General features: G+C 64.4%; 28 protein-coding genes and 1 tRNA gene. 12 read left to right on the plus strand and 17 right to left on the minus strand.

Translation table 11 applies throughout. The features are described 5' to 3' along the window. Positions 1-29: 29 nt before the first annotated feature. From GC148_RS06830 to hemE, 3 genes are read right to left on the minus strand one after another with little or no spacing between them, the layout of a single operon-like run. Entirely contained in the window at positions 30-473 is a 444-nt protein-coding gene (locus GC148_RS06830) for a CopD family protein (RefSeq protein WP_291069839.1), read from the minus strand. A gap of 10 nt (positions 474-483) precedes the next feature. Then, a complete protein-coding gene (gene hemH / locus GC148_RS06835; protein ID WP_291069840.1) occupies positions 484-1,557 on the minus strand; it encodes a ferrochelatase in 1,074 nt (357 codons plus the stop codon). A gap of 8 nt (positions 1,558-1,565) precedes the next feature. Further along, a complete protein-coding gene (hemE, locus tag GC148_RS06840; protein ID WP_291069842.1) occupies positions 1,566-2,603 on the minus strand; it encodes a uroporphyrinogen decarboxylase in 1,038 nt (345 codons plus the stop codon). A gap of 343 nt (positions 2,604-2,946) precedes the next feature. Between hemE and GC148_RS06845 the strand changes: the two genes are divergently transcribed. Genes GC148_RS06845 through dnaQ form a run of 5 tightly spaced genes read left to right on the plus strand, consistent with a single transcriptional unit; the run spans position 2,947 to position 6,497 of the window. Then, a complete protein-coding gene (locus tag GC148_RS06845; protein WP_291069844.1) occupies positions 2,947-3,789 on the plus strand; it encodes a pyruvate, water dikinase regulatory protein in 843 nt (280 codons plus the stop codon). Next, positions 3,786-4,382: a Maf family protein gene (locus tag GC148_RS06850; protein ID WP_291069846.1), complete on the plus strand. Its 597-nt coding sequence runs from the start codon at positions 3,786-3,788 to the stop codon at positions 4,380-4,382. The genes GC148_RS06845 and GC148_RS06850 overlap by 4 nt, the downstream gene beginning before the upstream one ends. Then, a complete protein-coding gene (gene aroE / locus GC148_RS06855; protein ID WP_291069847.1) occupies positions 4,379-5,194 on the plus strand; it encodes a shikimate dehydrogenase in 816 nt (271 codons plus the stop codon). Before GC148_RS06850 ends, aroE begins: the two co-directional genes overlap by 4 nt. Further along, positions 5,191-5,799 carry a dephospho-CoA kinase gene (coaE, locus tag GC148_RS06860; RefSeq protein ID WP_291069849.1) on the plus strand — a complete coding sequence of 203 codons (609 nt, stop codon included), beginning with the start codon at positions 5,191-5,193 and terminating at the stop codon, positions 5,797-5,799. The genes aroE and coaE overlap by 4 nt, the downstream gene beginning before the upstream one ends. Then, positions 5,796-6,497 carry a DNA polymerase III subunit epsilon gene (dnaQ, locus tag GC148_RS06865; RefSeq protein ID WP_291069850.1) on the plus strand — a complete coding sequence of 234 codons (702 nt, stop codon included), beginning with the start codon at positions 5,796-5,798 and terminating at the stop codon, positions 6,495-6,497. The genes coaE and dnaQ overlap by 4 nt, the downstream gene beginning before the upstream one ends. Here the strand turns inward: dnaQ and secB are convergent. Continuing rightward, positions 6,494-6,991, minus strand: a complete 498-nt coding sequence (secB, locus tag GC148_RS06870; protein WP_291069852.1) for a protein-export chaperone SecB — start codon at positions 6,989-6,991, stop codon at positions 6,494-6,496. The genes dnaQ and secB overlap by 4 nt on opposite strands. A 139-nt stretch (positions 6,992-7,130) precedes the next feature. On the opposite strand from secB, the gene GC148_RS06875 reads away from it, so the two are divergent. The 3 genes from GC148_RS06875 (at position 7,131) to GC148_RS06885 (ending at position 9,552) form a co-directional block, all read left to right on the plus strand. After that, a complete protein-coding gene (locus GC148_RS06875) occupies positions 7,131-7,745 on the plus strand; it encodes a Tim44/TimA family putative adaptor protein (protein ID WP_291069854.1) in 615 nt (204 codons plus the stop codon). Between the two features lie 86 nt (positions 7,746-7,831). Beyond that, entirely contained in the window at positions 7,832-9,037 is a 1,206-nt protein-coding gene (locus GC148_RS06880) for an MltA domain-containing protein (RefSeq protein ID WP_291069856.1), read from the plus strand. Then, the gene (locus tag GC148_RS06885; protein WP_291069858.1) at positions 9,034-9,552 is read left to right on the plus strand and encodes a Smr/MutS family protein; all 519 of its coding nucleotides are present in this window, start codon (positions 9,034-9,036) and stop codon (positions 9,550-9,552) included. The genes GC148_RS06880 and GC148_RS06885 overlap by 4 nt, the downstream gene beginning before the upstream one ends. Here GC148_RS06885 and GC148_RS06890 read toward each other — a convergent pair. The 3 genes from GC148_RS06890 to GC148_RS06900 form a co-directional block, all read right to left on the minus strand. Further along, positions 9,549-10,595, minus strand: coding sequence for an aspartate-semialdehyde dehydrogenase (locus GC148_RS06890; RefSeq protein ID WP_291069860.1), 1,047 nt, complete (start codon positions 10,593-10,595; stop codon positions 9,549-9,551). The two genes, GC148_RS06885 and GC148_RS06890, sit on opposite strands and share 4 nt — an antisense overlap. 18 nt (positions 10,596-10,613) lie before the next feature. After that, on the minus strand, positions 10,614-11,288 hold the full coding sequence (locus GC148_RS06895) for a cell cycle transcriptional regulator TrcR (protein ID WP_291069862.1): 675 nt from the start codon (positions 11,286-11,288) through the stop codon (positions 10,614-10,616). A 154-nt stretch (positions 11,289-11,442) separates the two neighbouring features. Then, positions 11,443-12,417, minus strand: coding sequence for an NAD(P)H-quinone oxidoreductase (locus GC148_RS06900; RefSeq protein ID WP_291069864.1), 975 nt, complete (start codon positions 12,415-12,417; stop codon positions 11,443-11,445). Positions 12,418-12,512: 95 nt separating this feature from the next. On the opposite strand from GC148_RS06900, the gene GC148_RS06905 reads away from it, so the two are divergent. After that, positions 12,513-12,698, plus strand: coding sequence for a DUF1192 domain-containing protein (locus GC148_RS06905; RefSeq protein WP_291069866.1), 186 nt, complete (start codon positions 12,513-12,515; stop codon positions 12,696-12,698). Positions 12,699-12,761: 63 nt separating this feature from the next. Next, positions 12,762-13,307, plus strand: coding sequence for a DUF1465 family protein (locus GC148_RS06910; protein ID WP_291069868.1), 546 nt, complete (start codon positions 12,762-12,764; stop codon positions 13,305-13,307). Positions 13,308-13,325: 18 nt separating this feature from the next. Here the strand turns inward: GC148_RS06910 and GC148_RS06915 are convergent, their stop codons facing one another. The 5 genes from GC148_RS06915 to GC148_RS06935 all read right to left on the minus strand — a co-directional run bounded on the left by GC148_RS06915 (position 13,326) and on the right by GC148_RS06935 (position 17,698). Further along, the gene (locus tag GC148_RS06915; RefSeq protein ID WP_291069870.1) at positions 13,326-14,465 is read right to left on the minus strand and encodes an ABC transporter permease; all 1,140 of its coding nucleotides are present in this window, start codon (positions 14,463-14,465) and stop codon (positions 13,326-13,328) included. After that, positions 14,462-15,394 (minus strand): ABC transporter ATP-binding protein, encoded by a 933-nt coding sequence (locus GC148_RS06920; RefSeq protein WP_291069872.1) that lies wholly within the window; start codon positions 15,392-15,394, stop codon positions 14,462-14,464. The genes GC148_RS06915 and GC148_RS06920 overlap by 4 nt, the downstream gene beginning before the upstream one ends. Further along, the gene (locus tag GC148_RS06925; protein WP_291069874.1) at positions 15,391-16,329 is read right to left on the minus strand and encodes an HlyD family efflux transporter periplasmic adaptor subunit; all 939 of its coding nucleotides are present in this window, start codon (positions 16,327-16,329) and stop codon (positions 15,391-15,393) included. The genes GC148_RS06920 and GC148_RS06925 overlap by 4 nt, the downstream gene beginning before the upstream one ends. Further along, positions 16,326-16,955, minus strand: coding sequence for a TetR/AcrR family transcriptional regulator (locus GC148_RS06930; RefSeq protein ID WP_291069876.1), 630 nt, complete (start codon positions 16,953-16,955; stop codon positions 16,326-16,328). The genes GC148_RS06925 and GC148_RS06930 overlap by 4 nt, the downstream gene beginning before the upstream one ends. Before the next feature lie 119 nt (positions 16,956-17,074). Next, on the minus strand, positions 17,075-17,698 hold the full coding sequence (locus GC148_RS06935) for a TetR/AcrR family transcriptional regulator (RefSeq protein ID WP_291069878.1): 624 nt from the start codon (positions 17,696-17,698) through the stop codon (positions 17,075-17,077). Between the two features lie 149 nt (positions 17,699-17,847). On the opposite strand from GC148_RS06935, the gene GC148_RS06940 reads away from it, so the two are divergent. Beyond that, positions 17,848-18,471, plus strand: coding sequence for a carbonic anhydrase (locus GC148_RS06940; RefSeq protein ID WP_291069880.1), 624 nt, complete (start codon positions 17,848-17,850; stop codon positions 18,469-18,471). An 84-nt stretch (positions 18,472-18,555) separates the two neighbouring features. Further along, positions 18,556-18,631 (plus strand) — tRNA-Ala (locus GC148_RS06945). 6 nt (positions 18,632-18,637) lie between these two features. On the opposite strand, the gene GC148_RS06950 is transcribed toward GC148_RS06945, so the two are convergent. From GC148_RS06950 to GC148_RS06970, 5 genes are all read right to left on the minus strand, one after another. After that, entirely contained in the window at positions 18,638-19,258 is a 621-nt protein-coding gene (locus tag GC148_RS06950; RefSeq protein WP_291069882.1) for a LysE family translocator, read from the minus strand. A gap of 22 nt (positions 19,259-19,280) precedes the next feature. Next, entirely contained in the window at positions 19,281-19,814 is a 534-nt protein-coding gene (gene ppa, locus GC148_RS06955; RefSeq protein WP_291069884.1) for an inorganic diphosphatase, read from the minus strand. A gap of 97 nt (positions 19,815-19,911) precedes the next feature. Further along, on the minus strand, positions 19,912-20,214 hold the full coding sequence (locus GC148_RS06960) for an antibiotic biosynthesis monooxygenase (RefSeq protein WP_291069886.1): 303 nt from the start codon (positions 20,212-20,214) through the stop codon (positions 19,912-19,914). After that, positions 20,211-20,822: a TIGR02466 family protein gene (locus GC148_RS06965; RefSeq protein ID WP_291069888.1), complete on the minus strand. Its 612-nt coding sequence runs from the start codon at positions 20,820-20,822 to the stop codon at positions 20,211-20,213. The genes GC148_RS06960 and GC148_RS06965 overlap by 4 nt, the downstream gene beginning before the upstream one ends. A gap of 11 nt (positions 20,823-20,833) precedes the next feature. Then, a complete protein-coding gene (locus tag GC148_RS06970) occupies positions 20,834-21,316 on the minus strand; it encodes an SRPBCC family protein (protein WP_291069890.1) in 483 nt (160 codons plus the stop codon). Positions 21,317-21,344 lie beyond the last annotated feature (28 nt).

Raw genomic sequence — 21,344 nt, forward strand, 5'->3', positions numbered from 1 at the left:
CAAAAGGTCAAGCCGCAAAGGATGTCCGGTCAGAACGGCCGGACGATCACCAGGATGACGACACCGATCATCAGGATGAAAGGCACTTCGTTCAGCATACGCAGGGTCCGCGCTTGGACCGTGCCGGTCACCGCATCCACCCGTTTGCCGAGCGTGATGAAATAGCCGTGAAAGCCGCTGATTCCGAGGACCAGCAACAGTTTCGCGTGAAACCACGGCTGGAGGTACAATTGCCCGCCGCCTGAATAGTCCAGGTACACCATCAGGATCCCGAACACCCAGACGAGTATGATACTTGGATTCAGGATGATGCGTTTCAGCCGGTTCGACGCATCTTTCATTGTTTCGAACAGGGGTTCGCCCGGGCGGCTGGATAATTGGTGGATCTTGTAGCGCGGATAGACCAGGAGCCCGGCCATCAGCGCGACCACGAAGATGAGGTGGGCGGCCTTCACCCAGAGATAAATATCCACGCAGGCCCCCTCAGACCGCTGTTTCGATAACCCGTTCGCCGGCTTTCTGATGTGTGACGGCATGCGGGCAGCCCGTCCAGTCCGACGGGCAGAGCCGACCGCCAGCGCAGGAGCGTAGTGCGCCTTTCATATCCAGTGCGGCGAGCGTTTCCTGGGTCAGGGTCTGGATGAACCCCTCATGCACACCCAGCGCTTCGACGCGGGTATAACTCGCAGCGCCATGCCCTTCGGCGAGCAGGCGGTACTCCTCGCCGAGTTCGACCAGCGTCTCGATATGCTCGGATACGAAGGCAATCGGCGCAATCAGGATGTTCTTTCCGGCTTTCGCCGCACGCTCGACTTCGAGATCGGTTGCCGGGCCAATCCACTTCAGCGGCCCGACGCGCGACTGGTAGCAGGGGATGACCTCCCATTCCGCCGGCACCCGGCCGGCAATCATTTCGGCCAGCGCCTCGCATTGCCACTGGTAGGGATCGCCGTCTTTGACGACCTGTTCGGGTAAGCCATGAGCCGACAGGAGAAGCGTGACCTGCTCCGGTGAGCCTGCCCGGCGGTGGGCGCCGTTGATCTTGTCGACATGCGCGGCGACGAAATTCTCTTCGAAGGGATAGCAACAGACCGTTCGTGCCGAGCCGCGATAAGCTTTCTTCCAGGCATCCAACGATGACCCCGTCGTGGTTGTCGAGAACTGGGGATAAAGCGGCAGCAGCACCACTTCGTCCGCCTTCCAGCGTTTAACTTCGGCGGCCGCTTCTTCAGTGAACGGGTGCCAGTAGCGCATCGCGATGAAGCATTTCACGTCGTCGCCCGGCAGTGCCTTCGACAATTCCGCTTCAAGTGCGCGCGCTTGCGCTTCGGTTTCGCGGAGCAGGGGAGAGCCCCCGTCAGCATCCATCATCGCATAGTTCTTTTTCACCGCCGGCGCGCGGGTTCGCGAGATCAGGCGCGCCAGAAACCAGCGGATCGGAAGAGGCGCGCGGATGATGGCCGCATCCCGGAACAGGTTTTGCAGGAAAGGCTGCACCGAAGCCGGTTTGTCGGGACCGCCGAGATTGAATAATACGACGGCGATTTTGCGGCCCATGCGCGGCTTTATCCTTTTCGAATCCGGTCCAGAACACGCTCGACGTTGGCGATCGGTGTTTCGGGCCTGACCCCGTGACCGAGATTGAAGATATGGGGCCGCCCGCGATAGGCGTCCAGAAGTTGATCCACCCGTGCGTCAAGACGCCCGCCGCCTTCGATCAGGAGGAGGGGATCAAGATGGCCTTGAACGGGGAAGTTTGCCGGCAGCGTGCTATTGATGAATTTCGGGGACGCCGCTGTATCGAGACCAACCCCGGTCACGCCGGTCGCCTTCACATAGTCCGGCACCATGACGCCGGCTCCGCGCGGAAAACCGATGATCGGCACGGTGATCCCCATTCCGCGCAGTCGGTCGACGAGCTTTTTCGTCGGCGCGATGATAACTTCCTCGAAGATATTGTCCGGCAGACCTTCGGCCCAACTGTCGAATAACATCAGCGCATCAGCGCCGGCTTCCACCTGGCGGGCGAGGTAATGCGCTGTCGCCTCGCCGACGAGATCCATGGCTTCGGCGAGGTCCACCGGGCGGCCATGCGCCCAGCGCCAGGCAGCCGACTTGTCGGTTTTGCCCCGACCTTCGACGGCATAGAGCGTCACCGTCCAGGGCGAGCCTGCAAAACCCATGAGGGTCGTTTCCCGCGGCAAGGCCGCTTTAACCCGGGCGACCGTTTCATAAACGGGCGACAGCTTGTCCGCCGCTGCCTCTGGTTTGATCCGCCGCAGGTCCGAAGGCTGCGAAATCTCCTCCACCAGCGGGCCTTCACCCTTCTCGAACCGTACGCCGAGACCCATGGCGTCGAGGATCAGAAGGATGTCGGCAAACAGGATCGCTGCATCCATGCTGTAGCGGCGGATGGGTTGGAGTGTCGCTTCAGCGGCGAGGGACGGCGTGTAGCAGAAGTCGAGGAAGTCCCGTGCCCGCGCCCTGGTCTCGAGGTATTCCGGCAGATGGCGGCCAGCTTGCCGCATCATCCAGACCGGAGGCGGCGACACGACCTGACCCGCCAGAACGTCCAGTATTTTCTTTCCGCTGCTGCCCGCCATGCAGACCCCCCTTCAAACCTCAATTCAACCCAGCCCGTCAGGGCGCTTATCATTATGATGCTGCGAATAGGTTGGAGAGCGCAGTTTCACCGGCTTTGTCCACCAAAATCCACAAGGGAGTCACAGGAGTCGCTCGCCTGGGAGGCGAATAGAATCTTCACGAGTCTCAAAGTTAACGGGGTGTTAACGGCCCCCTTGGAATCACAGCGCGGAACAAGATGCGATCATCCGGAGTCGATTCCTTCCAACTGTGGAAAGCATGTGAGTCCCTGTGCAGTGCGCGGTTTTGCACAGGCGAGTCACAACCCTTGTGCAAATCGAGAAGCCCCGGCAAGAGAAACGCATGACCCGGCCGACCCGACCCGCCATCTATTTCAACGTCCATCTCGTGTCGGACTCGACCGGAGAGACGCTGAACGCCGTCCAGCGCGCGGCCTGTGCCCAGTTCGAAAACATCCAGCCACTGGAACATAACTACTACCTTGTGCGCTCGGAACGCCAGCTTGAACGCGTGACCCGCGAAATCGAGGCCGCGCCGGGTGTTGTCTGGTACACCATCTCGGACAGCGTGCTGCGGGCGCGGCTGGAGGCATTTTGCCGTGAGCGGAGCATTCCGACGCTGCCGGTGCTCGACCCGTCGATCGCCATGCTCGGCCGCCATCTCGGCATTTCCGCGAACAACCGCGTCGCCGGTCAGCACGCGATGGACGAGGACTATTTCGAGCGGATGGAAGCGATCAATTTCACGCTTGCCCATGACGATGGCCAGAATGTCGACAGCCTGATCGGCGCCGATGTCATCCTTCTGGGCGTCAGCCGGACATCCAAGACACCCACCTGTGTGTACCTTGCCAACCGCAAGGTGCGCGCCGGAAACATCCCGCTGGTGCCGGGCGTGCCGCTGCCGGATTTCATCGAAAAGATGGGCGACAAGGGTCCGCTCGTTGTCGGCCTCAAGATTTCGGCGGAACGTCTCGTACAAATCCGGCGGCAGAGGTTGTTGTCGCTGAACCAGGATGATGCCGGCGATTACGCGGATGAGGAATCCGTGCGTGACGAGATCACCCAGGCGAACCGCCTGTTTCAGCGCAACCAGTGGAAAACCATCGACGTGTCCCGCCGATCGGTCGAGGAAACGGCGGCAGCGATCCTGAATCTGCTCAGCGAGCGCCGGGGCCATCTATGACGCCGCGTGTCATTTTGGCCTCCGGCAGCGCAAGCCGCCGCGCCGTGCTCGCCGCGGCCGGCGTCATAGCTGAAGCCGTTGCGCCCAATGTGGATGAGGACTCCTTCCGCACTGCGATGCGCGCAGACGGGGTGAAGGTGCGCGATCAGGCGATGCGTCTTGCCGAAATGAAAGCCGTGCGCGTCTCGCAGTCCCACGAAGGATTGGTGATTGGCGGGGACCAGATGCTCGCCCTCGGAGACGAAGCCTTCGACAAGCCGCGCGACCTTGCGGACGCGAGGAACCACCTCGTCCGGCTGTCGGGAAAAACCCACACGCTGGAAACCGCCATCGTGGTCTGTGAAGGCGGCATCCCGGTCTGGCGTCATCTGGCGCGTCCGAAACTGACCATGCGTCCTCTGTCACCAGACTTCATTGATTCTTATGTCGAAAGCTGCGGCGAAAAACTGCTCGCCACGGTCGGAGCCTACCAGCTGGAAGGACTTGGCGCGCAGCTTTTCACCCGCATCGAGGGAGATTACTTCTCGGTCCTCGGCCTGCCGCTGCTGCCGCTGCTTGATTATCTCCGTGTCCGGAAGGTGCTCGCCCAATGAAACGCCTGCTCGGTGTCATCGGCGATCCCGTCGCCCATTCGCTTTCCCCGTACATCCATAACCAGTGGCTTCGCGAGAACGAGATCGATGCGGTCTATGCCGCGCTGGAAGTCAAACCAGCTGAGCTTCACACCGCGCTGGCGTCCCTGCGGACGCATGGCGCATTGGGTCTCAACGTCACCCTGCCGCACAAGGAGGCTGCGCTGAAACTGGCGGCCGAGGCCGGCGACACCGCGCGCCGGATCGGCGCGGCCAACACCCTGGTGCCCATACCGGAGGGCGCGTGGCGCGCCGAGAATACCGATGCGCCCGGCTTCGCCCTGACACTCGACTATGGCGACATCCCGGTCGAAGGCCGCGAGGTGTTCCTCCTCGGGGCAGGGGGGTCCGCGCGCGCGGTGGCCGACGTGCTGACGCGCCGAGGCGCGCGACTCACCATCTGTAACCGGACGATCGCCCGCGCCGAAGCGCTGGCATTGGATCTCGCGCCCGCTGCGCGGATCCTGTCGCTGGATGACGGCATCGGCCAATTAGCCAAAGCGAGCCTTGTGATCAACACGCTGAGCCTCGGCCACAGCGGCGGCGTGCTTTCGTTGCCGGCCGCAGAAGGCGGCATCTTCTACGATATCAGCTATGGCAAAGGCGCGGCTGCCAGTCTCGCGGAAGCCGGTCGCAAGGGCTGGCGTACGCTGGACGGTCTCGGCATGCTGGTGGCGCAGGCCGCGCTTAGCTTCGAACACTGGTTCGGCGTCACCCCGGACCTGGCGGCCGCGCACGCGCGTGCCCGTTCCCTGTTGGAGGCGACGCAATGATCATCCTGGGACTGACGGGATCAATCGGTATGGGAAAGTCTGCCACGGCAAACCTTTTCCGCGAGGAGGGGGTGCCGGTCTATGACGCCGACGCGGCAGTCCACGCGCTCTATGCCGAAGGGGGCGCCGCCGTCGCGCCGATCGAGGCGGCCTTTCCGGGAGTCGTCGAGGGCGGTTCGGTTGACCGAACCCGTCTACGGACCCGCGTGCTGGACAATCCGGCCGCAATGAAAATGCTCGAGGGCATCGTGCATCCGCTCGCTGGCGCGGCGCAGGTCGAGTTCCGCCAGAAGGCCAAAGTCGAGGGCGCGGAGTTTGCGGTGCTCGACATTCCACTCCTGTTCGAAACCGGCGGCGACCGGAACTGCAACTATACGCTCGTGGTCACCGCGCCGGCCAATATCCAGCGCGAACGAGTCCTGTCCCGCCCCGGCGTGACGGCGGAAACCTTCGAAGCCATCCTTGCCCGCCAGATGCCGGACGCCGACAAGCGCGCCCGCGCGGATTTCATCCTTTCCACGGCCCATGGCTTCGACTTTGCCCGCGACCAGGTTCGCGCCATAGTCGCCCTGATGATTCGCATCGCCAGGGACCAGAACGGATGAACCAGAAGATCCGCGAGATCGCCTTCGATACCGAGACGACAGGCCTTGACCCGGCGCAGGGAGACCGGATCATCGAGCTCGGCGCGGTCGAGCTGATCAATCACATTCCGACCGGACGCACGTTCCACACGCGGATCAATCCCGGCAAACCGGTCTCCGAAGCGACGGTGCGTATCACCGGCATCACCGATGACGACCTGAAGGATTGCCCGCCCTTCGAGCATCCGGACGTTATTGACGCCTTCCTGAGTTTTATCGGCGATGCGACCCTTGTCGCCCACAACGCATCTTTCGACCGGGGCTTCCTCAACGCGGAACTGGCCCGTTGTGGGCGCGCGCCGGTCCCGGAAAGCCGATGGGTCGATACGGTCGCCATCGCGAGGAAACGCTTTCCGGGCGCACCCGCCAACCTTGATGCGCTGTGCAAGCGGTTCGACATCTCGCTCGAAAGCCGCACCTTCCACGGCGCCTTGCTCGACAGCCAGTTGCTGGCCAGCGTCTACCTGGAACTTCTCGGCGGACGGGCACGCGCCTTCAGTTTCGAAGGCACCGGCGGTCTGGAAGACGGCGCAGTGCGGCCGCTGGCGCGTCAGCGTCCGCAGCCGCTCGCCCGGTCGATTTCGGCCGACGAGCTCGCCGCGCACGAAGAGCTCATCGAAAAGCTTGGCGCCGGCGCAATCTGGAATGTCGTGCTTTAGCCCTCGGTTGCGGGCGCGCCGGCGCGTTCAGCAGCCTTGCGATACTGGGCCTGATACAGTTGCACGAAGTCGACCGGATCGATCATCAGGGGCGGGAAGCCGCCCTCACGGGTGATTTCGGCGATAATCCGGCGTGCGAACGGGAACAGCAGGCGCGGGCACTCGATCAGCAGCATCGGTTCGATCTGCTTCTCGGTGACGTTCGACAGCTGGAACAGGCCGGCATAGTCGAGTTCGGTGATGAACAGGGTCGTCTCGCCCGCCACCGCCTTGGCGGAGAGCTTCAGCGACACTTCGAACAGGCCGTTTCCGTCCGCATGCGGCGCGGCGCCGACATCGATGCCCAGGTCGATATTCGGCTGGGTCTGGACCGGAGGGTGGCCGGGGTTTTCGAATGACAGGTCCTTCACATACTGGCCAAGCACACGCAGCGACGGAGCGGCCGGGCCCTTGTCTTCAGGCGTGGGGTTTGCGGGCGCGCTGGTATCTGTCATTATCTGTCCTCTACTTTCCTCGGGGCCGAGCGCCTAACATGCGCCCCTTGGCCGCGCAACGCAAAGGCTGGAACCGGCACGAGGCGTGCACTATCTACCCGCTACCCCCTGTGGAATGCTTAAGGAACCCGTGTCTGCAATGTCCAATCCCGTGATCGAAGTCCTCATCCTGGCGGCCGTGGCACTTTTCGTGCTGTGGCGTCTCTATGTGGCGCTTGGCCGGGGAGGGGACGATCGGCCGATGCAGCGTCCGGCACCCGCGCCGGAGCAGCGCGGCAGTGCGCAGGATGCGCCGCCACCGGCCCAGCGCCGCCCCGATGTCGAGCGCCCGATGTTCACCGGCCCGGCCGCGGCCGGCCTCGAAGACATCTATGGCGCCGACAGCACGTTCACGGCCGAAGGCTTCCTGCGCGGCGCAAAGGCCGCTTACCAGATAATCGTCGGCGCCTATGCGCGCGGCGACCGGGCCGGCCTTCGCCCGTTGCTAGACGATGACGTCTACGAAGCCTGGGACGCCGCGATCTCGGCGCGCGATTCTTCGAATGATCGCCCGTTCGAACTCCTGCGGATCAAGCGCGCCGAGATCGAAAAAGCAGAACTCGACGCCGGCATCGCCCGCGTCTGGGTGCGCTACGAAGCCGATCTCGGCGATGGCGAGACCACCCGCACGGCCAAGGAAATCTGGACGTTCAAGCGCGAAGTGGCCTCCAGCGACCCCAACTGGCTGCTCGACGACGTCGACGTCGCGGCCTGATCCACTCGCCTGAACCACAGCTGCGCTCGCGCGCCGGGTGAATCGCCGGGTGACAGGCGGGCGCTTTCTGCGGCATATCCGGCGACATGCGCCGTCTCAGAATCCTGCTTCCCGTCCTCCTGATGCTTGCCGGTTGCCAGACGCAGCCCGCCCCGATTGTCATTCCGGGCGGCCTCGGCCCTGGCACGGTCCTGCCGTCGGCGAACCCCGCAACCTATCGCGAGCTTCCCGGCTGGAGCGCGGCTTCGCTCGCCGCGCCGCTGCAGGCTTTCCGGCGCACCTGTGACCGTTTCAGCCGCCGCGCCTGGGATGCGCCGCTGTCGAAGAGCGCGCCCTGGGCCGGTACCGCGCAGGATTGGGCGCCAGGCTGCGAAGCCCTGATCGCGGCGCGCGACGAAGCGGCGGCCCGCATCATCTTCGAGACGCAGTTTGTCCCGCTCGAGATCATCGACCGGGAGGGTAAGCCGCGTTTCACCGGCTATTACGAGCCCTTGTACGAAGCCCGGCACACGCCGGAACCGCCGTTCACCGAACCGGTCTTTGCCGTGCCATCGGACTTCGTGGCCAATGGCGACCAGCCGCTGCAACGCCTGCCGGACGGGTCCACCCGGCCTTATCCGGCCCGGTCCGAGATCACGGCGCGGGGCGGGCAGGCGATTGCCTATGCCCATCCTTCGGACGTCTTCTTCCTGCAGGTCCAGGGTTCCGGCCGTCTGACCTTTCCGGACGGCACCACACTGCGCGCCGCCTACGCCGCCCATAACGGCCAGCCGTTCAAATCGGTCGCCAACTGGCTGATCCAGACCGGCCGCATCACCAAGGCCGAAGGCTCGATGCAGGGTATCCGGGCCTGGATGGACCGCTCCAGCGCCGCCGAAGTGCGCGAGGCGATGAACATCAATCCGCGTTTCGTCTTCTTCCAGTCGCTTCCCGAGGGCGATCCTACCCTTGGCCCGAACGGCGCCCACAATGTGTCGCTGACACCGCTTGGCTCAATGGCGGTCGATCCGGAATTCCATGCGCTTGGCGTGCCGATGTTCGTGCAGACCACGGCGCCCGGCCTGGGCGGCCAATGGTCCGGCCTGTTGATCGCGCAGGACACGGGCGGCGCCATCAAGGGCCCGGTGCGCGGCGACATCTATTTCGGCACCGGCCACGATGCCGGCAATCGCGCGGGCACCATGAACGCACCCGGCCGGCTCTGGGTCCTGCTGCCGCGCGCCGTGGCCGAGCGGATGTTCGCCGCCGGTCTGGTCGCGGGTCTGCCCGACTCAGGACACGCAGGCGGATGAGCCGCCGCAGCCTGTCGCCCGAAGAGGCCCGCGCCTGGGCGCGCGTCGCAGCGACAGTCAAACCGATCGGTCCGCGTGCGGCGGACCTCGAGGAGTTTTCAGCTGCGCTTGGCTCCGGCGAACCTGTCCTTCCGGATACAGCACCCGCAAAGACAGCAAAGACCCGCAAGCTCGAAGCCCCGAAGACGCCCGCGCCGCCGGCCGAACGCAGCGGTGAGAAGAAGGTCCGGCGCGGAAAGCTCACACTCGCCGCACAGTTCGACCTGCATGGACACACGCAGACCAGCGCCGCGCGCGCCTTGCCGGCCTTTCTTGAAGGTCAGCAGGCAGACGGTGCACGCTGCGTCCTGGTCATTACCGGCAAGGGCAGGGAGGGTCAGGGCGTGCTGCGCCGCAATTTCCTGCTCTGGCTCGACTCGCCACCCTCGCGCCGCCTCGTTTCAGGCTACGCAGAATCCCACCCCAAGCATGGTGGGGCAGGGGCGTTCTATGTCTTCCTCAGGCGGAAGGACTAGCCGGCGCGCTGCTGCAGCAGAACTTCGGCCACCTGGATTGCATTCAGGGCCGCACCCTTGCGCAGATTGTCATTGCTGAGGAACAGCGCGAGGCCATGCGCCACGGTGCGGTCGGGCCGGATACGGCCGACATAGACCGGGTCGCGGCCGGTTGCACCGAGCGCATTCGGCACCTCGCTGACCACAACGCCGGGCGCCTTGCCGAGGATCTCGGTGGCTTCTTCAGCGCTGATCGGACGTTCGAATTCGGCATTGATCGACACGGAGTGGCCCGTGAATACCGGCACGCGCACGCAGGTGCCGGAAACAGGCAGGCCGGGAATCTCGAGGATCTTGCGGGACTCGTCGCGCAGTTTCAACTCTTCGTCCGTGTATCCGTCTTCGCCAAGCGAGTAGTTCAACGCGACGACGTTGAAAGCAATCGGCACAACCCATTTCTTCGGCGCCGGGAAGTCAGCAGCATCGCCGTGACGGGCCAGCGCGCTCGCGCCTTTGCTCACCGCGTCGATCTGCGACTGCAGTTCGTCCACACCGGCTACGCCGCCGCCGGAAACCGCCTGATAGGTGCTGGCCACCAGCTTCTTCAGACCTGCGCGGTCATGTAGCGGTTTCAGCACCGGCATCGCAGCCATCGTCGTGCAATTCGGATTCGCGATGATGCCCTTCGGGATCGATTTCAGCGCATGCGGGTTCACTTCGGCCACAACCAGCGGCACGTCCGGATCGCTGCGCCAGGCCGACGAGTTGTCGATCACGATCGCGCCAGCAGCCGCCACCTTGGGCGCCAGCGCTTTGGAGGTTGATCCGCCTGCGGAGAAAAACACGATGTCGAGTCCGGCATAGTCGGCCGTCGAGGCATCCTCGACGACGACGCTCTCGCCGTTGAAGTCGATTTTCGTGCCGGCTGAACGCGGAGAGGCAAAGAAGCGGATCCCGCTGAGCGGGAAGTTCCGCTCGGCCAGGATTTCACGCATCATTTCGCCGACAAGGCCGGTCGCACCAACGATCCCGACGCGGGGCCGGGCAGGAAGTCTGTCTGTCACGTCTGGTTCTCCGGGGTCTTACTCGAAGTCGCGGAACACATCGTCGGCCGAGATGCTCTTCTTGTAAGAGTCCTCGGGCTCCGCCTCAGGCTCGAAGGCCGGGGTGTCCTGCGCAGGTGCAAGGCCCGGGCCTTCCGAACGGGCGGCTTTCTCGGCGTCCATTTTGCGGCGCTTGTCGGCGGCCTTCGCGATCACTTCGTCGAGTTCGATCTGCGAGCACAGACCCAGCGTTACCGGGTCGACCGGTTTGATGTTGGACGCGTTCCAGTGCGACTTGTCGCGCACGTTGTTGATCGTCGCCTTGGTCGTGCCGATCAGCTTGATCACCTGGGCGTCGGAAACTTCCGGGTGGTTGCGGATGAACCAGGCGACAGCGTCCGGCTTGTCGGCGCGGCGGATGACCGGCGTATAGCGGCTGCCTTTACGCTTGGGCTGCGGGATGTGATCGATCCGCGAGTCGGCGATCTTCAGCTCATGGTCCGGGTTCTCTTCGCCCTTCTTGATTTCCTCGCGCGAGAGAATGCCGCCGGCGATCGGGTCGACGCCGCGCATGTTCTCGGCCACATCGCCGTCGGCAATGCCCTTAACTTCGAGGTGATGCAGGCCGCAGAATTTCGCGATCTGCGCAAAGGTCAGCGTGGTGTTGTCGAGCAGCCAGACCGCAGTGGCGCGGGGCATCAGAACGTCGGACATCGGTATTCTCCTGAATTCGTGTTTGCCGCCTGAAATGCAGCCGCCCGGCACTTGGGGTGCCGGGCGGGTCGGGTCCAGGACAGCTGGTACCTTGCAGAGGGCTATACGTCAGATGTGCGCCGGTGGGAAGGGACCGGGTGGATTCGGCCCGAAATCACGGTCTGAGCAGGATTTTCCCCGAATGTCCGCCACTGGCCATCCGGGCCAGGGCGGCCTCGGCCTCGGCCAGCGGGAAGGCGCCGTCGAGCACCGGCTTGATCCGCCCCGAGATCACATGCGGCCAGAAATCGCGCTCCACCGCATCCCGGATCCGGCGCTTTTCCGCCAGCGGCCGGGCGCGCAGTGTGGTCGCCAGGATCGACAGACGCTTCATCAGCACCGGCGCGAAGTTCACGCTCGCGGCAAAGCCGTCCTGATAGGCAATGTTGATGATCCGGCCATCGACTTTTGCAGCGGAGATATTCTTCTGGATGTAGTCGCCGCCGACCATGTCCAGCGTGACGTCCGCGCCGCCTGCCGCCTTCACGATCTCCTCGAACGCCTCGGTACGGTAATTGATGGCGCGGGTGGCACCAAGTTCACGGGCCAGCGCACACTTTTCGTCTGATCCGGCGGTGCCGAAGATCGGGTTTGCGCCCCAGACCTTCGCCATCTGCAATGCCATCACCCCGATGCCGCTGGTCGCGCCGTGGCAGAGGAATGACTCGCCCGGCTTCAGGCCGGCCCGGTCGAACACGTTAGCCCATACGGTGAACAGGGCTTCGGGAAAGCAGCAGGCCAGCGTCAGGTCGAACCCCGCCGGCACCGGTAGCACCGAGCCTTCGTCCACCACCGTATGCGTGGCATAGCCGCCGCCGCCGAGCAGCGCGGCCACCCGGTCGCCCACCTTGAACCGTGTCGTCTCGGCGCCCACCGCCGCCACAATGCCCGAGACCTCAAGCCCGAGGATCGGGGAGGCCCCTGCGGGCGGCGGATAATTGCCGGATTTCTGCGCCAGGTCGGCCCGGTTCAGGCCCGCTGCCGCCACCTCGATCAGCACTTCGTGCGGACCCGGCTCCGGCCGGGGCATCTCGGTCAGAACCAGCGGTTCGCCTGCCGCTGCTGCCGCGGCTTTCATCATGGCTGTCATGTCGGCGCCTCCGGAAGGAAAGGGGGAACGTGGATTTCGAGTCGCATCTAACCGGTCTTTCTGCTTTCTTGAAACTCCAAACGGGAGGAAAGCCCATGGCCGTGTCCGATGAAGAACCGGTGCTGATCAAGCGCCCGCAATCGCTCGACCAGATGTCGGTCGCCGAACTGGAAGTGCGCATCGAACAGCTGAAGGCGGAAATCGCAGCCTGCGAAACCGAAATCGAACGCAAGAAGGCGCAGAAACGCGCCGCCGATGCGTTGTTTGGTGGCGGCAGTTAAGTCTCGCGAAAGGGCTGGGAGGCTAGGGTTCGATGTTGCAGACGGATGGCCGGAGGGGCGCACATGGCAGAAACTGATCCGCTGGAACCAGTGACGACGCCGGAACACTTCACAGGCGGCAAGCTGTTCGACACCGTATTTTCGCGCGGTATGGCTCTGGTCGAGGAAACGGCCTCCTATCTCGACGGCCCTGGCCGCGATCAGGCGAAGACGCTGCCCCGCGATGCAAGCCTGACCTACTCCGCCTGGAGCATGGAGCTCACGACGCGCCTGATGCAGGCGGCGTCTTGGCTGGTGATGCAGAAAGCCGTGCGCGACGGCGAAATGCGCCGCGAAGATGCGAGCGCCCGCAAGTACCGGATCAAGCGCGACGAACCGCCCCTGAATCCCGAAGCGCAGCGCAGCCGCGGTTTGCCGCCCCGTTTCCTCGATCTCGTGGGCCGCGCCGAGGCGCTCTATGAGCAGATCTGCCGGCTCGATGAGGCCCTCTATCAGGGCACCAAGACGAAAACGGCGTCGAATCCCGTGTCGGACCAGATCGCGCAGCTCCAGAAAGCGGCCGAAACCGGTGCGTTCGATCCCCTGATGGTCTGGCGCCGCTCGAAGTAGCCCCTGGCCGCGCGCGTATCAGTCCAGCGTCCTGCGATACCGCAGCATGGCGATCGCCGTGACGGCGGCGGTGAAAAGGCTCATCATCAGGAACGGGGCGTGCAGCTGTTCAAAGCTCGCGTCCTTCAGCATAACGCCCCGCACGATGCGCAGGAAATGCGTCAACGGAAGCACCTCGCCGATGGACTGGGCCCAGCCCGGCATGCCGCGAAACGGGAACATGAATCCAGACAGCAGCAGGGAAGGCAGGAAGAAGAAGAACGTCAGCTGCATCGCCTGCATCTGCGATTTGGCGATTGTCGAGAACGTGAAGCCAAGCGCGAGGTTGGCGATCACGAAGATCGTCACTCCCAGCAGCAGCACCCACAGGGATCCGGCGAACGGCACGTGGAACAGCACCTGCGCAGCGATGAGGATCACGGCCGTTTGCATCGCACCCACCAGCACATAGGGCAGGATCTTGCCGAGCATGACCTCGCCCGGCCGGGCGGGCATGGCCAGCAGGTTCTCCATCGTTCCTTGTTCCACCTCGCGGGTCATCGCCATACCGGTGATCATCACCAGCGTCATGGTCAGGATCACGCCGAGCAGGCCGGGCACGATATTGTAGCTGGTGATCCGTTCCGGGTTGAAATTCGGCTGCAGCACCAGTTCGAACGGATCACTTTCGCCGGCCTGCGTGATCGTTACGTCCTTGAGATCATGGCGCAGTGATTGCGAAAGGATCGTCTGCGCAAGGAACAGCGCATTCGAGGAGGCCGAGGGGTCCGAAGCGTCCGCCTCGATCAGGATCTGGGGATGATCGCCGCGGATCAGACCGCGCGTGAAGCCGGCGGGAATCGACACCACAAACGCAACCTTGCCTTCAGCCAGCAGGTCCGCGCTCTGACGCGGATCATCCGTAGAAAGAACGAAATCATAATAGCCTGACGTCTCCAGCGATTTCACTAGTGTGCGCACGATGGGTGTGTTCTCTTCCACCACCAGCGCCGCCGGCAGGTGTTTCGGATCGGTATTGATGGCGAAACCGAACAGGATCAGCTGCACGATCGGTATGCCGAACATCATCCCAAAGGTCAGCCGGTCGCGGCGCATCTGGACGAGTTCTTTCATGAACACGGCCCAGACGCGGGACAGGGACGCCAGCACCCGGTTCATGCGTGCACCCGCGTATCTGCCCCGGCTTCCGACATCAGCGCGATGAAGGCATCCTCAAGGCTCGGGCGGACTTCCTGCCAAACGACATCCGACGCCCCGACGCTGGCGAGGCCGGCCTGCAGCTTTGAGCGGTCCTTGCCGCTGACATGCAGCGCCGCGCCGAAATAGGCGACATGATCCAGACCCGGCTTGCCTTTCAGCAGCTCGGACAGGCGCCGCACATCCGCGCCTTCGCCCCGGAAGGTGATCAGGCCCGACCGCGCGAGGATGTCCTCGACCCGCCCTTCAGCGATCTTCTTTCCGTTGGCCAGATAGGCAATCCGGTCGCAGCGCTCGGCCTCGTCCATGTAATGTGTAGACACCAGCACGGTCATGCCATCGCTCGCGAAGGCGTGGATCTCGTCCCAGAATTCACGCCGGGCGAGGGGGTCCACCCCGGCGGTGGGTTCATCGAGCAGCAGAAGTTGCGGCCGGTGCATCGTCACCGCCGCCAGCGCCATGCGTTGTTTCCAGCCACCCGACAGCGCACCCGCCAACTGCCCCTGCCGGTGCGTCAGGCCCAGCTTGTCCAGCGTTTCGTCCACGGTCGGCTTGAGATCGGGTAGGCGGTAGAGCCGGGCAACGAATTCGAGATTCTCGCGGATCGTCATATCGCTCCAGAACGAGAATTTCTGCGTCATGTACCCGGTACGCGCCTTGATCCGGTCCGTATCGCGGCGGATGTCGAACCCGAGACAGGTGCCTTCGCCCTCGGTGGCTTTTAGCAGGCCGCAGATCATGCGGATCGTCGTGGTCTTGCCTGACCCGTTCGGCCCGAGGAACCCCCACACCGCGCCGCGCGGCATCTGGATGTCGACGCCGCCGACCGCGGTCTTGTTGGCGAACCGTTTGACCAGGCCGCGGACGTCGATGGCGAGTTCGTCGTTCACCAACTCACCTCGACGGGCAAGCCGGGATGCAGGCCCATGCCCGCCGGCAGGCGCGCTTCGACCACGAAGACGAGCTTTTGCCGGGCGTCGCGGGAATAGATCACTGGCGGCGTGAACTCCGCCGTCGCGGAGATATAGCTGATCGATGCGTCCACTGGCTGCGCGAGTCCATCGGCCTTGACGCGCACGGTCTGCCCGACCTGCAATGACGGAAGCTCCGCCTGCGGAACGAAGAAGCGCACCTTCAGCCCGTCGTCCGGAAGCAGCGCGATCACCGGCGTGCCGGGGGTCACATATTCACCGGGACGCCGGAACACATCTTCCACTCGTCCGGCGGCGCCTGCCGTCACGTCCCGCTGGTCGAGGCGATATTGCGCGCTTTCGCGGGTCGCTTCGGCGGCGGCAATGGCGGCCGCGGCGGCGTCGCGCTGCGCTGGGCGCGCGGCAAGGCGTGCTACCGCAATCGCCTGTTCAGCAGCCTTCACGGCCGCTTCTGCCGTCTTGAAATCCGCTTCGGCCCGGTCGCCGGCGGCCTTTGACGCGACCTGCTTTTCGACAAGCTGGCGGGTGCGTGCGCGCTCGGCTGCGGCTTCCTCCGCGCGGGCGCGGGCTTCGTCGAGCCGGGCCTGCAAGGCCAGGATCTCGGCGGTGCGCGCGCCGGTCGAGGTATCGCGCGATTGCGCCGTTGCCTGAAGGATGCGCGCTTCGGCATCAGAGACGCCCGCCTGCTGCGCCGTCCGGTCCAGCCGGAACAGGACGTCGCCTTCGCTGACCCGGCTGCCGGGCTCGACGGCGGTTTCGATGATCCAGCCGGCATCCGGAGCCGCCACATAGCGCCAATCGGCTTCGACATAGCCGATATGGAGGTCGTCTGGCGCAGCCGGCGTGCAGGCCGCCAGCACGGCGGCGCAGAGGAGGATCGGTAGCCGATTCATTGCGATCCATCCTTCAGGTTGAGCGCCGATTTTAGAAAGTCAGCATGCAGACGGAACAAGGCGTCGAGGTCGAACCGGGCGTCATCGTCGCGTCCGAAGACGGCCTGCCACAGTCCCGAGAAGGCGAACGGGGCCATGACCAGGCGCGCCGTGAGCCCGGCGTCCGCGATCTCGATCTCGCCGCGATCGGCACTTCGCTGCAGCGCGTCCGCCATGATGCCGAGAATCCGTTCGACCACGCCCGTCCGGTATTCACGGATCAGCGCTGGAAAGGTGTGGGAGCCGCCGATCAGCACTTTCATGACGCGCGGGATATCGCTCGTGCGGATCATTTGCGGGCCGAACGTGGCCAGCCCGTCCAGCATCAGGCTGATCGAGGGCGCGGCGGCCGCGATCTGCGCGATCCGGTCCAGGTTCGGTGTGGTGCGCGACTCAATCAGCGCCCGGAACAGCGCTTCCTTGGACTCAAAATAGAGGTACACCGTGCCCTTCGACAGGTTCGCCCGGCCGGCGACGTCTTCCATGCGCGCGGCCGAATAGCCCTTCTCGAAAAACTCATCGAGCGCCGCCGACAGCAGCAACTCGCGCCGCTGGTCCTTGGCATCGTCACTTCTTGCCCGCCGCATCGTGTGAACCTGTTAAATAACTGACCAGTCAGTTATTACCATGATCCTCCGAGGCCCACAACGGTCTTCGCGCCGCAGGCGAAAGCGCGCCTGCGGGCCTGCTGGACGAGTTCAGAAGTTCAGATTGCGCCGTAGGTGCGCAGGAAAGCTGCCGACTGGTCGGCGCAGAACCCGTCCTTGACCGGCGCCCGCATGATCGTGAGGCGGTGGAAGATCGGCCCGAGCAGCTGCTCGATCACATCGTCGAGCTCGAAGTCGCGTCGGATCACGCGCTTGGCGGCCAGTTCGGCCAGGATCATGCGCAGCGGCTGTCGGATGTCACGCCCGACCCAGGCGCGCCAGACTTCGCCGGCATCCTTGTCATCGGCGGCCGCCAGCAGCGCCACACGCAGCACTGCATGGCCATGGCCGGTCCGGGCTGCCGCTTCCAGCGGGATGATCAGCGCGGTGATGCGCTCCTGCGGGTCGCGTCCGCCTTCGGGCGCATCGGGGATCAGGGCGAGGGCGGCATCGACGCACATCGCGCCGATCGAGGGCCACCAGCGATAGATCGTCTGTTTCGAAGCGCTCGCCCGCTTGGCCACCGAGTCGACGCTGAACCCGCGCCAGCCGTTTTCCGCCATCTCTTCGCGTGCGGCTTCGAGGATCGCCGACTTCGACACTTCGCTGCGCGTCGGCCCCTTGCGGGACTTGGCCGCTGCCGGAGCAGGGGCGGGATTTTGCGCATCGGTCGGCGTATTCATCTTGGGCTCCTTGATCCCCCGCGCGGTTATAGCCGGAATCGGCAGCGGGGCGATACTGACCGTTCCGTTCTAAGTGCGATAGGTTTCGAATTTGCTTGCGCCGTAACAGGAATTGCCTATCTCGCGCGTCGAGACTTCAGGAGACGAGCATGAAAACGGTCGACGACCTGATCGCTGGTTACCGGCGCTTTCGTGCGGGCGTTTACGCTGAACAGGCCCAGCTTTACAGGGAACTCGGCGAGGGTCAGGACCCGGACATCATGCTGATCGCCTGCGCTGACAGCCGCGCAGAGCCGTCGGATATCTTCAACGCTGCGCCGGGTCAGATGTTCGTCGTCCGCAACGTCGCGAACCTCGTGCCGCCCTACAAGCCGGATGGCGGTCTGCACGGGGTCTCCTCGGCCCTCGAGTTCGCGGTCCGCGTCCTCAAGGTGCGCCATATCGTGGTGATGGGCCATGGCGGCTGCGGCGGCATTTCGGCTTCCCTGTCTGACGATAAGAGCCCGCTGATCGGCGAATTCGTGGCCCCCTGGGTGAAGCTGCTGGATGAGGCCCGCGACCGGGTCCGCGAAAGCGGCTCGGTGAACCCGCAATTCGCGCTCGAGCTCGAAGGCATCGAAACCTCGCTCGCCAACTTGATGAGCTTTCCCTGGGTCGCCGCAGCCGTCCAGAAGGGCGACCTTGAACTCCACGGCGCGTGGTTCGCGATCAAGCACGGCGAACTGCACTGGCGGAACCCCAAAACCCGGCGTTTCGAGATCGTCGCCCCCTGAACGCGCCGCCCGGCGTGAGACGCAACGTCCCGGGGGCCGCCTCTTCCAAACACTCGCCGGGCCGATTATATCTGCCGCCGGAATGGGGACGTAGCTCAGCTGGGAGAGCGCGGCGTTCGCAATGCCGAGGTCGGGAGTTCGATCCTCCTCGTCTCCACCATTCCGCTCATCTCCCGGTCATCACCGACGCGAACACCGCCGCGACAAGCATCGCCGTGGCAGCGGCTCGGTTGAACCAGCGCGTGAATGTGGGTGACTGGAAGCGCGCATTCATTGTATCCGCCAGCCAGGCATAGACGGCCAGTCCGAACAGTTCGCACGCCGTGATCGTCACCAGCATGACCAACGCTTGCGGCGCCACAGGTTTCGTCACATCGAAATAGGACGGCAACAGCAGCCCGAAGAATACCAGCGCGTTCGGGTTCATCAGTTGCAGCCCGACGCCGCGCAGGAACAGCCGCCCGCGTGGCGGCGCATCTTCTGCGCGGGCTCGCGGCCGGTCGGGGTCGGAAGTCGCAATTGTCCAGGCGAGCCAGGCAATGAACCCGACGCCGGCAACCTTCAGGCCGATCAGCAGGGACGGGAACCTGGCGGCAAACGCGGCAAGGCCCGTCGCGGCCAGCGTGATCCAGACGAAATTCGCCGCGGCCACGCCCATGCCCGCAATCATCGCGGTCGGCGCGCGGTAGCGCAGCGCCGTGCTCATCACCAGCATCACGGCCGGGCCGGGCGTCAGACCGCCCGCGATGAACAGCATCAGCAGCGCAACCCAGACGGACAGGTCCAAAGGCTGCGCTCCGGTGTCTGGCTTACTTCTCGGTCTTGCCGCGCTCGACCGCGTCGCGGATCAGCTCGCGCGCCTTGTCGACGCCGTACCAGCCGTCCACGCGCGTCCACTTGCCTTGTTCCAGATCCTTGTAGTGCTGGAAGAAGTGCTGGACCTTGTCGATCAGGGTCTGCGGCAGGTCGTGATAGGTGGCGATCTTGTCGTAATAGGCGGTCAGCTTAGGGTGCGGCACGGCGAGGATTTTCTCATCCTGGCCCTTGTCGTCGGTCATCATCAGCACGCCGACCGGGCGCACGCGCAGCACCGAGCCCGGCACCAGCGGACGGTTGCCCACCACCATCACGTCGATCGGGTCGCCGTCGAGGCTCAGCGTATGGGGCACGAAGCCGTAATTACACGGGTAGCGCATCTCGGTGTACAGGAACCGGTCCACGAACATCGCACCGGATTCCTTGTCGATCTCGTACTTGATCGCATCCCCGCCCAGCGGCACCTCGATCAGCACGTTCACATCGTCCGGCGGGTTGTGTCCGGTCTTGATCTTGGAAAGGTCCATGGCGCGACAAAGTCCTTCGGCGTGGGAGGGCAGGAGGTTCGGCGCTCCGATGACGCGCCGCAGCATAAACGTCAAGGTCCCGCGCCCACCAGAAGGGTTAACGGGAGGGGTGCATTTCCGCCGCCTCGAACATCTGCATCGCGGTCGGCTCCGGCGAAAGCGCGCGGATCGCCTTCACGAAAGCAAGGCTCTCCGGCACCGCGAAGTGCGCATTCAGCGCGTCCATGTCCGCCCACTTTTCCACGAACACCAGCCGCCAGGGATCCTCGCAATCGACATGAACATTGTGCGCGATGCATCCCGGCTCGGCTCGCGAACGCACCGAATGCGCCACGCAAAGCCGCGTGATCTCGCCGGCCGTTTCCGGCGTCGTCAGTACGTGACCGGTGACGAGGATCATGCGGTCCGCCTCGCAGCATAATTGAAACTCACCGAAATACGCGCGTCCTCGCTGATGCTCGGCATCACCTCGTGCCGCAGCCAGCTTTCCCACAAGAGGCAATGGCCCTCCGTAGGCTGAACATAGACGAACCGCCGCGCCGCCTCCGGTGCATCGTCCACCAGTTGCGGCGCCGCCATCATCATTGCGAGGCGAGGGTCCTCGAATTTCAGCCGTCCGGCGCCCTCCGGCACGCACACATAATACGTGCCCGAAATCACCGAGCCCGGATGGATATGGCCCGAATGGTGCCCGCCCTCACCGAGGATGTTAACCCAGAGGGCGTCGAGCTCCAGCTTCAGCCCCGCCATGTCCCAGTGCAGTGCCCGCGCATAAGCGGCGGCCGCCTTGTCGAGATGTTTCTTCAGCGCCGCAAATTCCGGAAACCGTTCCGGCAGGTCGTCCAGCGAAGCGTAAGACGTATAGCCCGGATAGCCTTCGGCCTCACACCAGGCATTGCCCGCCACGTCATCATCCGACAGCACCCAGATCGCGCGCTCCAGACTTTCACGCAAGGCCGCGTCGCCAACCGGCGTCTCTTCGATCAGGCTGGCAAACAGGTGTCGCATGGCCGCGCGCGTTACAGGCTTTTCGCCAGCGCTTCAAGCTGATCGGTGGCCGCGCCCCATCCGGCCTCGAAGCCCATTGCTTCGTGTTCCTTCAGGGTTTCCTCGGTCCAGTGCAGCGCCCGCCAGAGGAATTGCGTGCGCCCCTCGCCGCCATCGGCGAGCAGGACTTCCGTGACCATGTAGGGTCGGTCGGACGGCACCCATCCGGCGCGGAAGGCGTCCGTCGAGACCAGCCGCCGCATCGGTTCGACTTCGAGAAAGACGCCCGCCTGCGGGAACGACTCGCCGTCCGGCCCCCGGAACATGGCGGTCATCTCGCCGCCCGGCCGCAGGTCGATGGAGATGCCAGTCGCGCGCCACGGTTTCGGGCAGAACCAGTCTTCCATCAGCTTCGGCTCGGTCCAGCAGCGCCAGACATTTTTCACGGGCGCGTCCAGCACGCGGTTGAGCTCAAGCGCGTAATTGGCGGCAGTGCGGGTGGAAGTGTCGGTCATGGCAAGTCTCCGTTCTGGGAAAAGGAGG

It is taken from the genome of Hyphomonas sp., from assembly GCF_016125515.1.
Classification (GTDB): Bacteria; Pseudomonadota; Alphaproteobacteria; order Caulobacterales; family Hyphomonadaceae; genus Hyphomonas.

Bases quoted from the DNA above. Each gene is read 5' to 3' on its own strand.
- hemH (WP_291069840.1), bottom strand. From the start codon at position 1,557: ATGGGCCGCAAAATCGCCGTCGTATTATTCAATCTCGGCGGTCCCGAC.
- hemE (WP_291069842.1), bottom strand. From the start codon at position 2,603: ATGGCGGGCAGCAGCGGAAAGAAAATACTGGACGTTCTGGCGGGTCAG.
- GC148_RS06845 (WP_291069844.1), top strand. From the start codon at position 2,947: ATGACCCGGCCGACCCGACCCGCCATCTATTTCAACGTCCATCTCGTG.
- GC148_RS06850 (WP_291069846.1), top strand. From the start codon at position 3,786: ATGACGCCGCGTGTCATTTTGGCCTCCGGCAGCGCAAGCCGCCGCGCC.
- aroE (WP_291069847.1), top strand. From the start codon at position 4,379: ATGAAACGCCTGCTCGGTGTCATCGGCGATCCCGTCGCCCATTCGCTT.
- coaE (WP_291069849.1), top strand. From the start codon at position 5,191: ATGATCATCCTGGGACTGACGGGATCAATCGGTATGGGAAAGTCTGCC.
- dnaQ (WP_291069850.1), top strand. From the start codon at position 5,796: ATGAACCAGAAGATCCGCGAGATCGCCTTCGATACCGAGACGACAGGC.
- secB (WP_291069852.1), bottom strand. From the start codon at position 6,991: ATGACAGATACCAGCGCGCCCGCAAACCCCACGCCTGAAGACAAGGGC.
- GC148_RS06875 (WP_291069854.1), top strand. From the start codon at position 7,131: ATGTCCAATCCCGTGATCGAAGTCCTCATCCTGGCGGCCGTGGCACTT.
- GC148_RS06880 (WP_291069856.1), top strand. From the start codon at position 7,832: ATGCGCCGTCTCAGAATCCTGCTTCCCGTCCTCCTGATGCTTGCCGGT.
- GC148_RS06885 (WP_291069858.1), top strand. From the start codon at position 9,034: ATGAGCCGCCGCAGCCTGTCGCCCGAAGAGGCCCGCGCCTGGGCGCGC.
- GC148_RS06895 (WP_291069862.1), bottom strand. From the start codon at position 11,288: ATGTCCGACGTTCTGATGCCCCGCGCCACTGCGGTCTGGCTGCTCGAC.
- GC148_RS06900 (WP_291069864.1), bottom strand. From the start codon at position 12,417: ATGACAGCCATGATGAAAGCCGCGGCAGCAGCGGCAGGCGAACCGCTG.
- GC148_RS06905 (WP_291069866.1), top strand. From the start codon at position 12,513: ATGGCCGTGTCCGATGAAGAACCGGTGCTGATCAAGCGCCCGCAATCG.
- GC148_RS06910 (WP_291069868.1), top strand. From the start codon at position 12,762: ATGGCAGAAACTGATCCGCTGGAACCAGTGACGACGCCGGAACACTTC.
- GC148_RS06915 (WP_291069870.1), bottom strand. From the start codon at position 14,465: ATGAACCGGGTGCTGGCGTCCCTGTCCCGCGTCTGGGCCGTGTTCATG.
- GC148_RS06925 (WP_291069874.1), bottom strand. From the start codon at position 16,329: ATGAATCGGCTACCGATCCTCCTCTGCGCCGCCGTGCTGGCGGCCTGC.
- GC148_RS06930 (WP_291069876.1), bottom strand. From the start codon at position 16,955: ATGCGGCGGGCAAGAAGTGACGATGCCAAGGACCAGCGGCGCGAGTTG.
- GC148_RS06935 (WP_291069878.1), bottom strand. From the start codon at position 17,698: ATGAATACGCCGACCGATGCGCAAAATCCCGCCCCTGCTCCGGCAGCG.
- GC148_RS06940 (WP_291069880.1), top strand. From the start codon at position 17,848: ATGAAAACGGTCGACGACCTGATCGCTGGTTACCGGCGCTTTCGTGCG.
- ppa (WP_291069884.1), bottom strand. From the start codon at position 19,814: ATGGACCTTTCCAAGATCAAGACCGGACACAACCCGCCGGACGATGTG.
- GC148_RS06960 (WP_291069886.1), bottom strand. From the start codon at position 20,214: ATGATCCTCGTCACCGGTCACGTACTGACGACGCCGGAAACGGCCGGC.
- GC148_RS06965 (WP_291069888.1), bottom strand. From the start codon at position 20,822: ATGCGACACCTGTTTGCCAGCCTGATCGAAGAGACGCCGGTTGGCGAC.
- GC148_RS06970 (WP_291069890.1), bottom strand. From the start codon at position 21,316: ATGACCGACACTTCCACCCGCACTGCCGCCAATTACGCGCTTGAGCTC.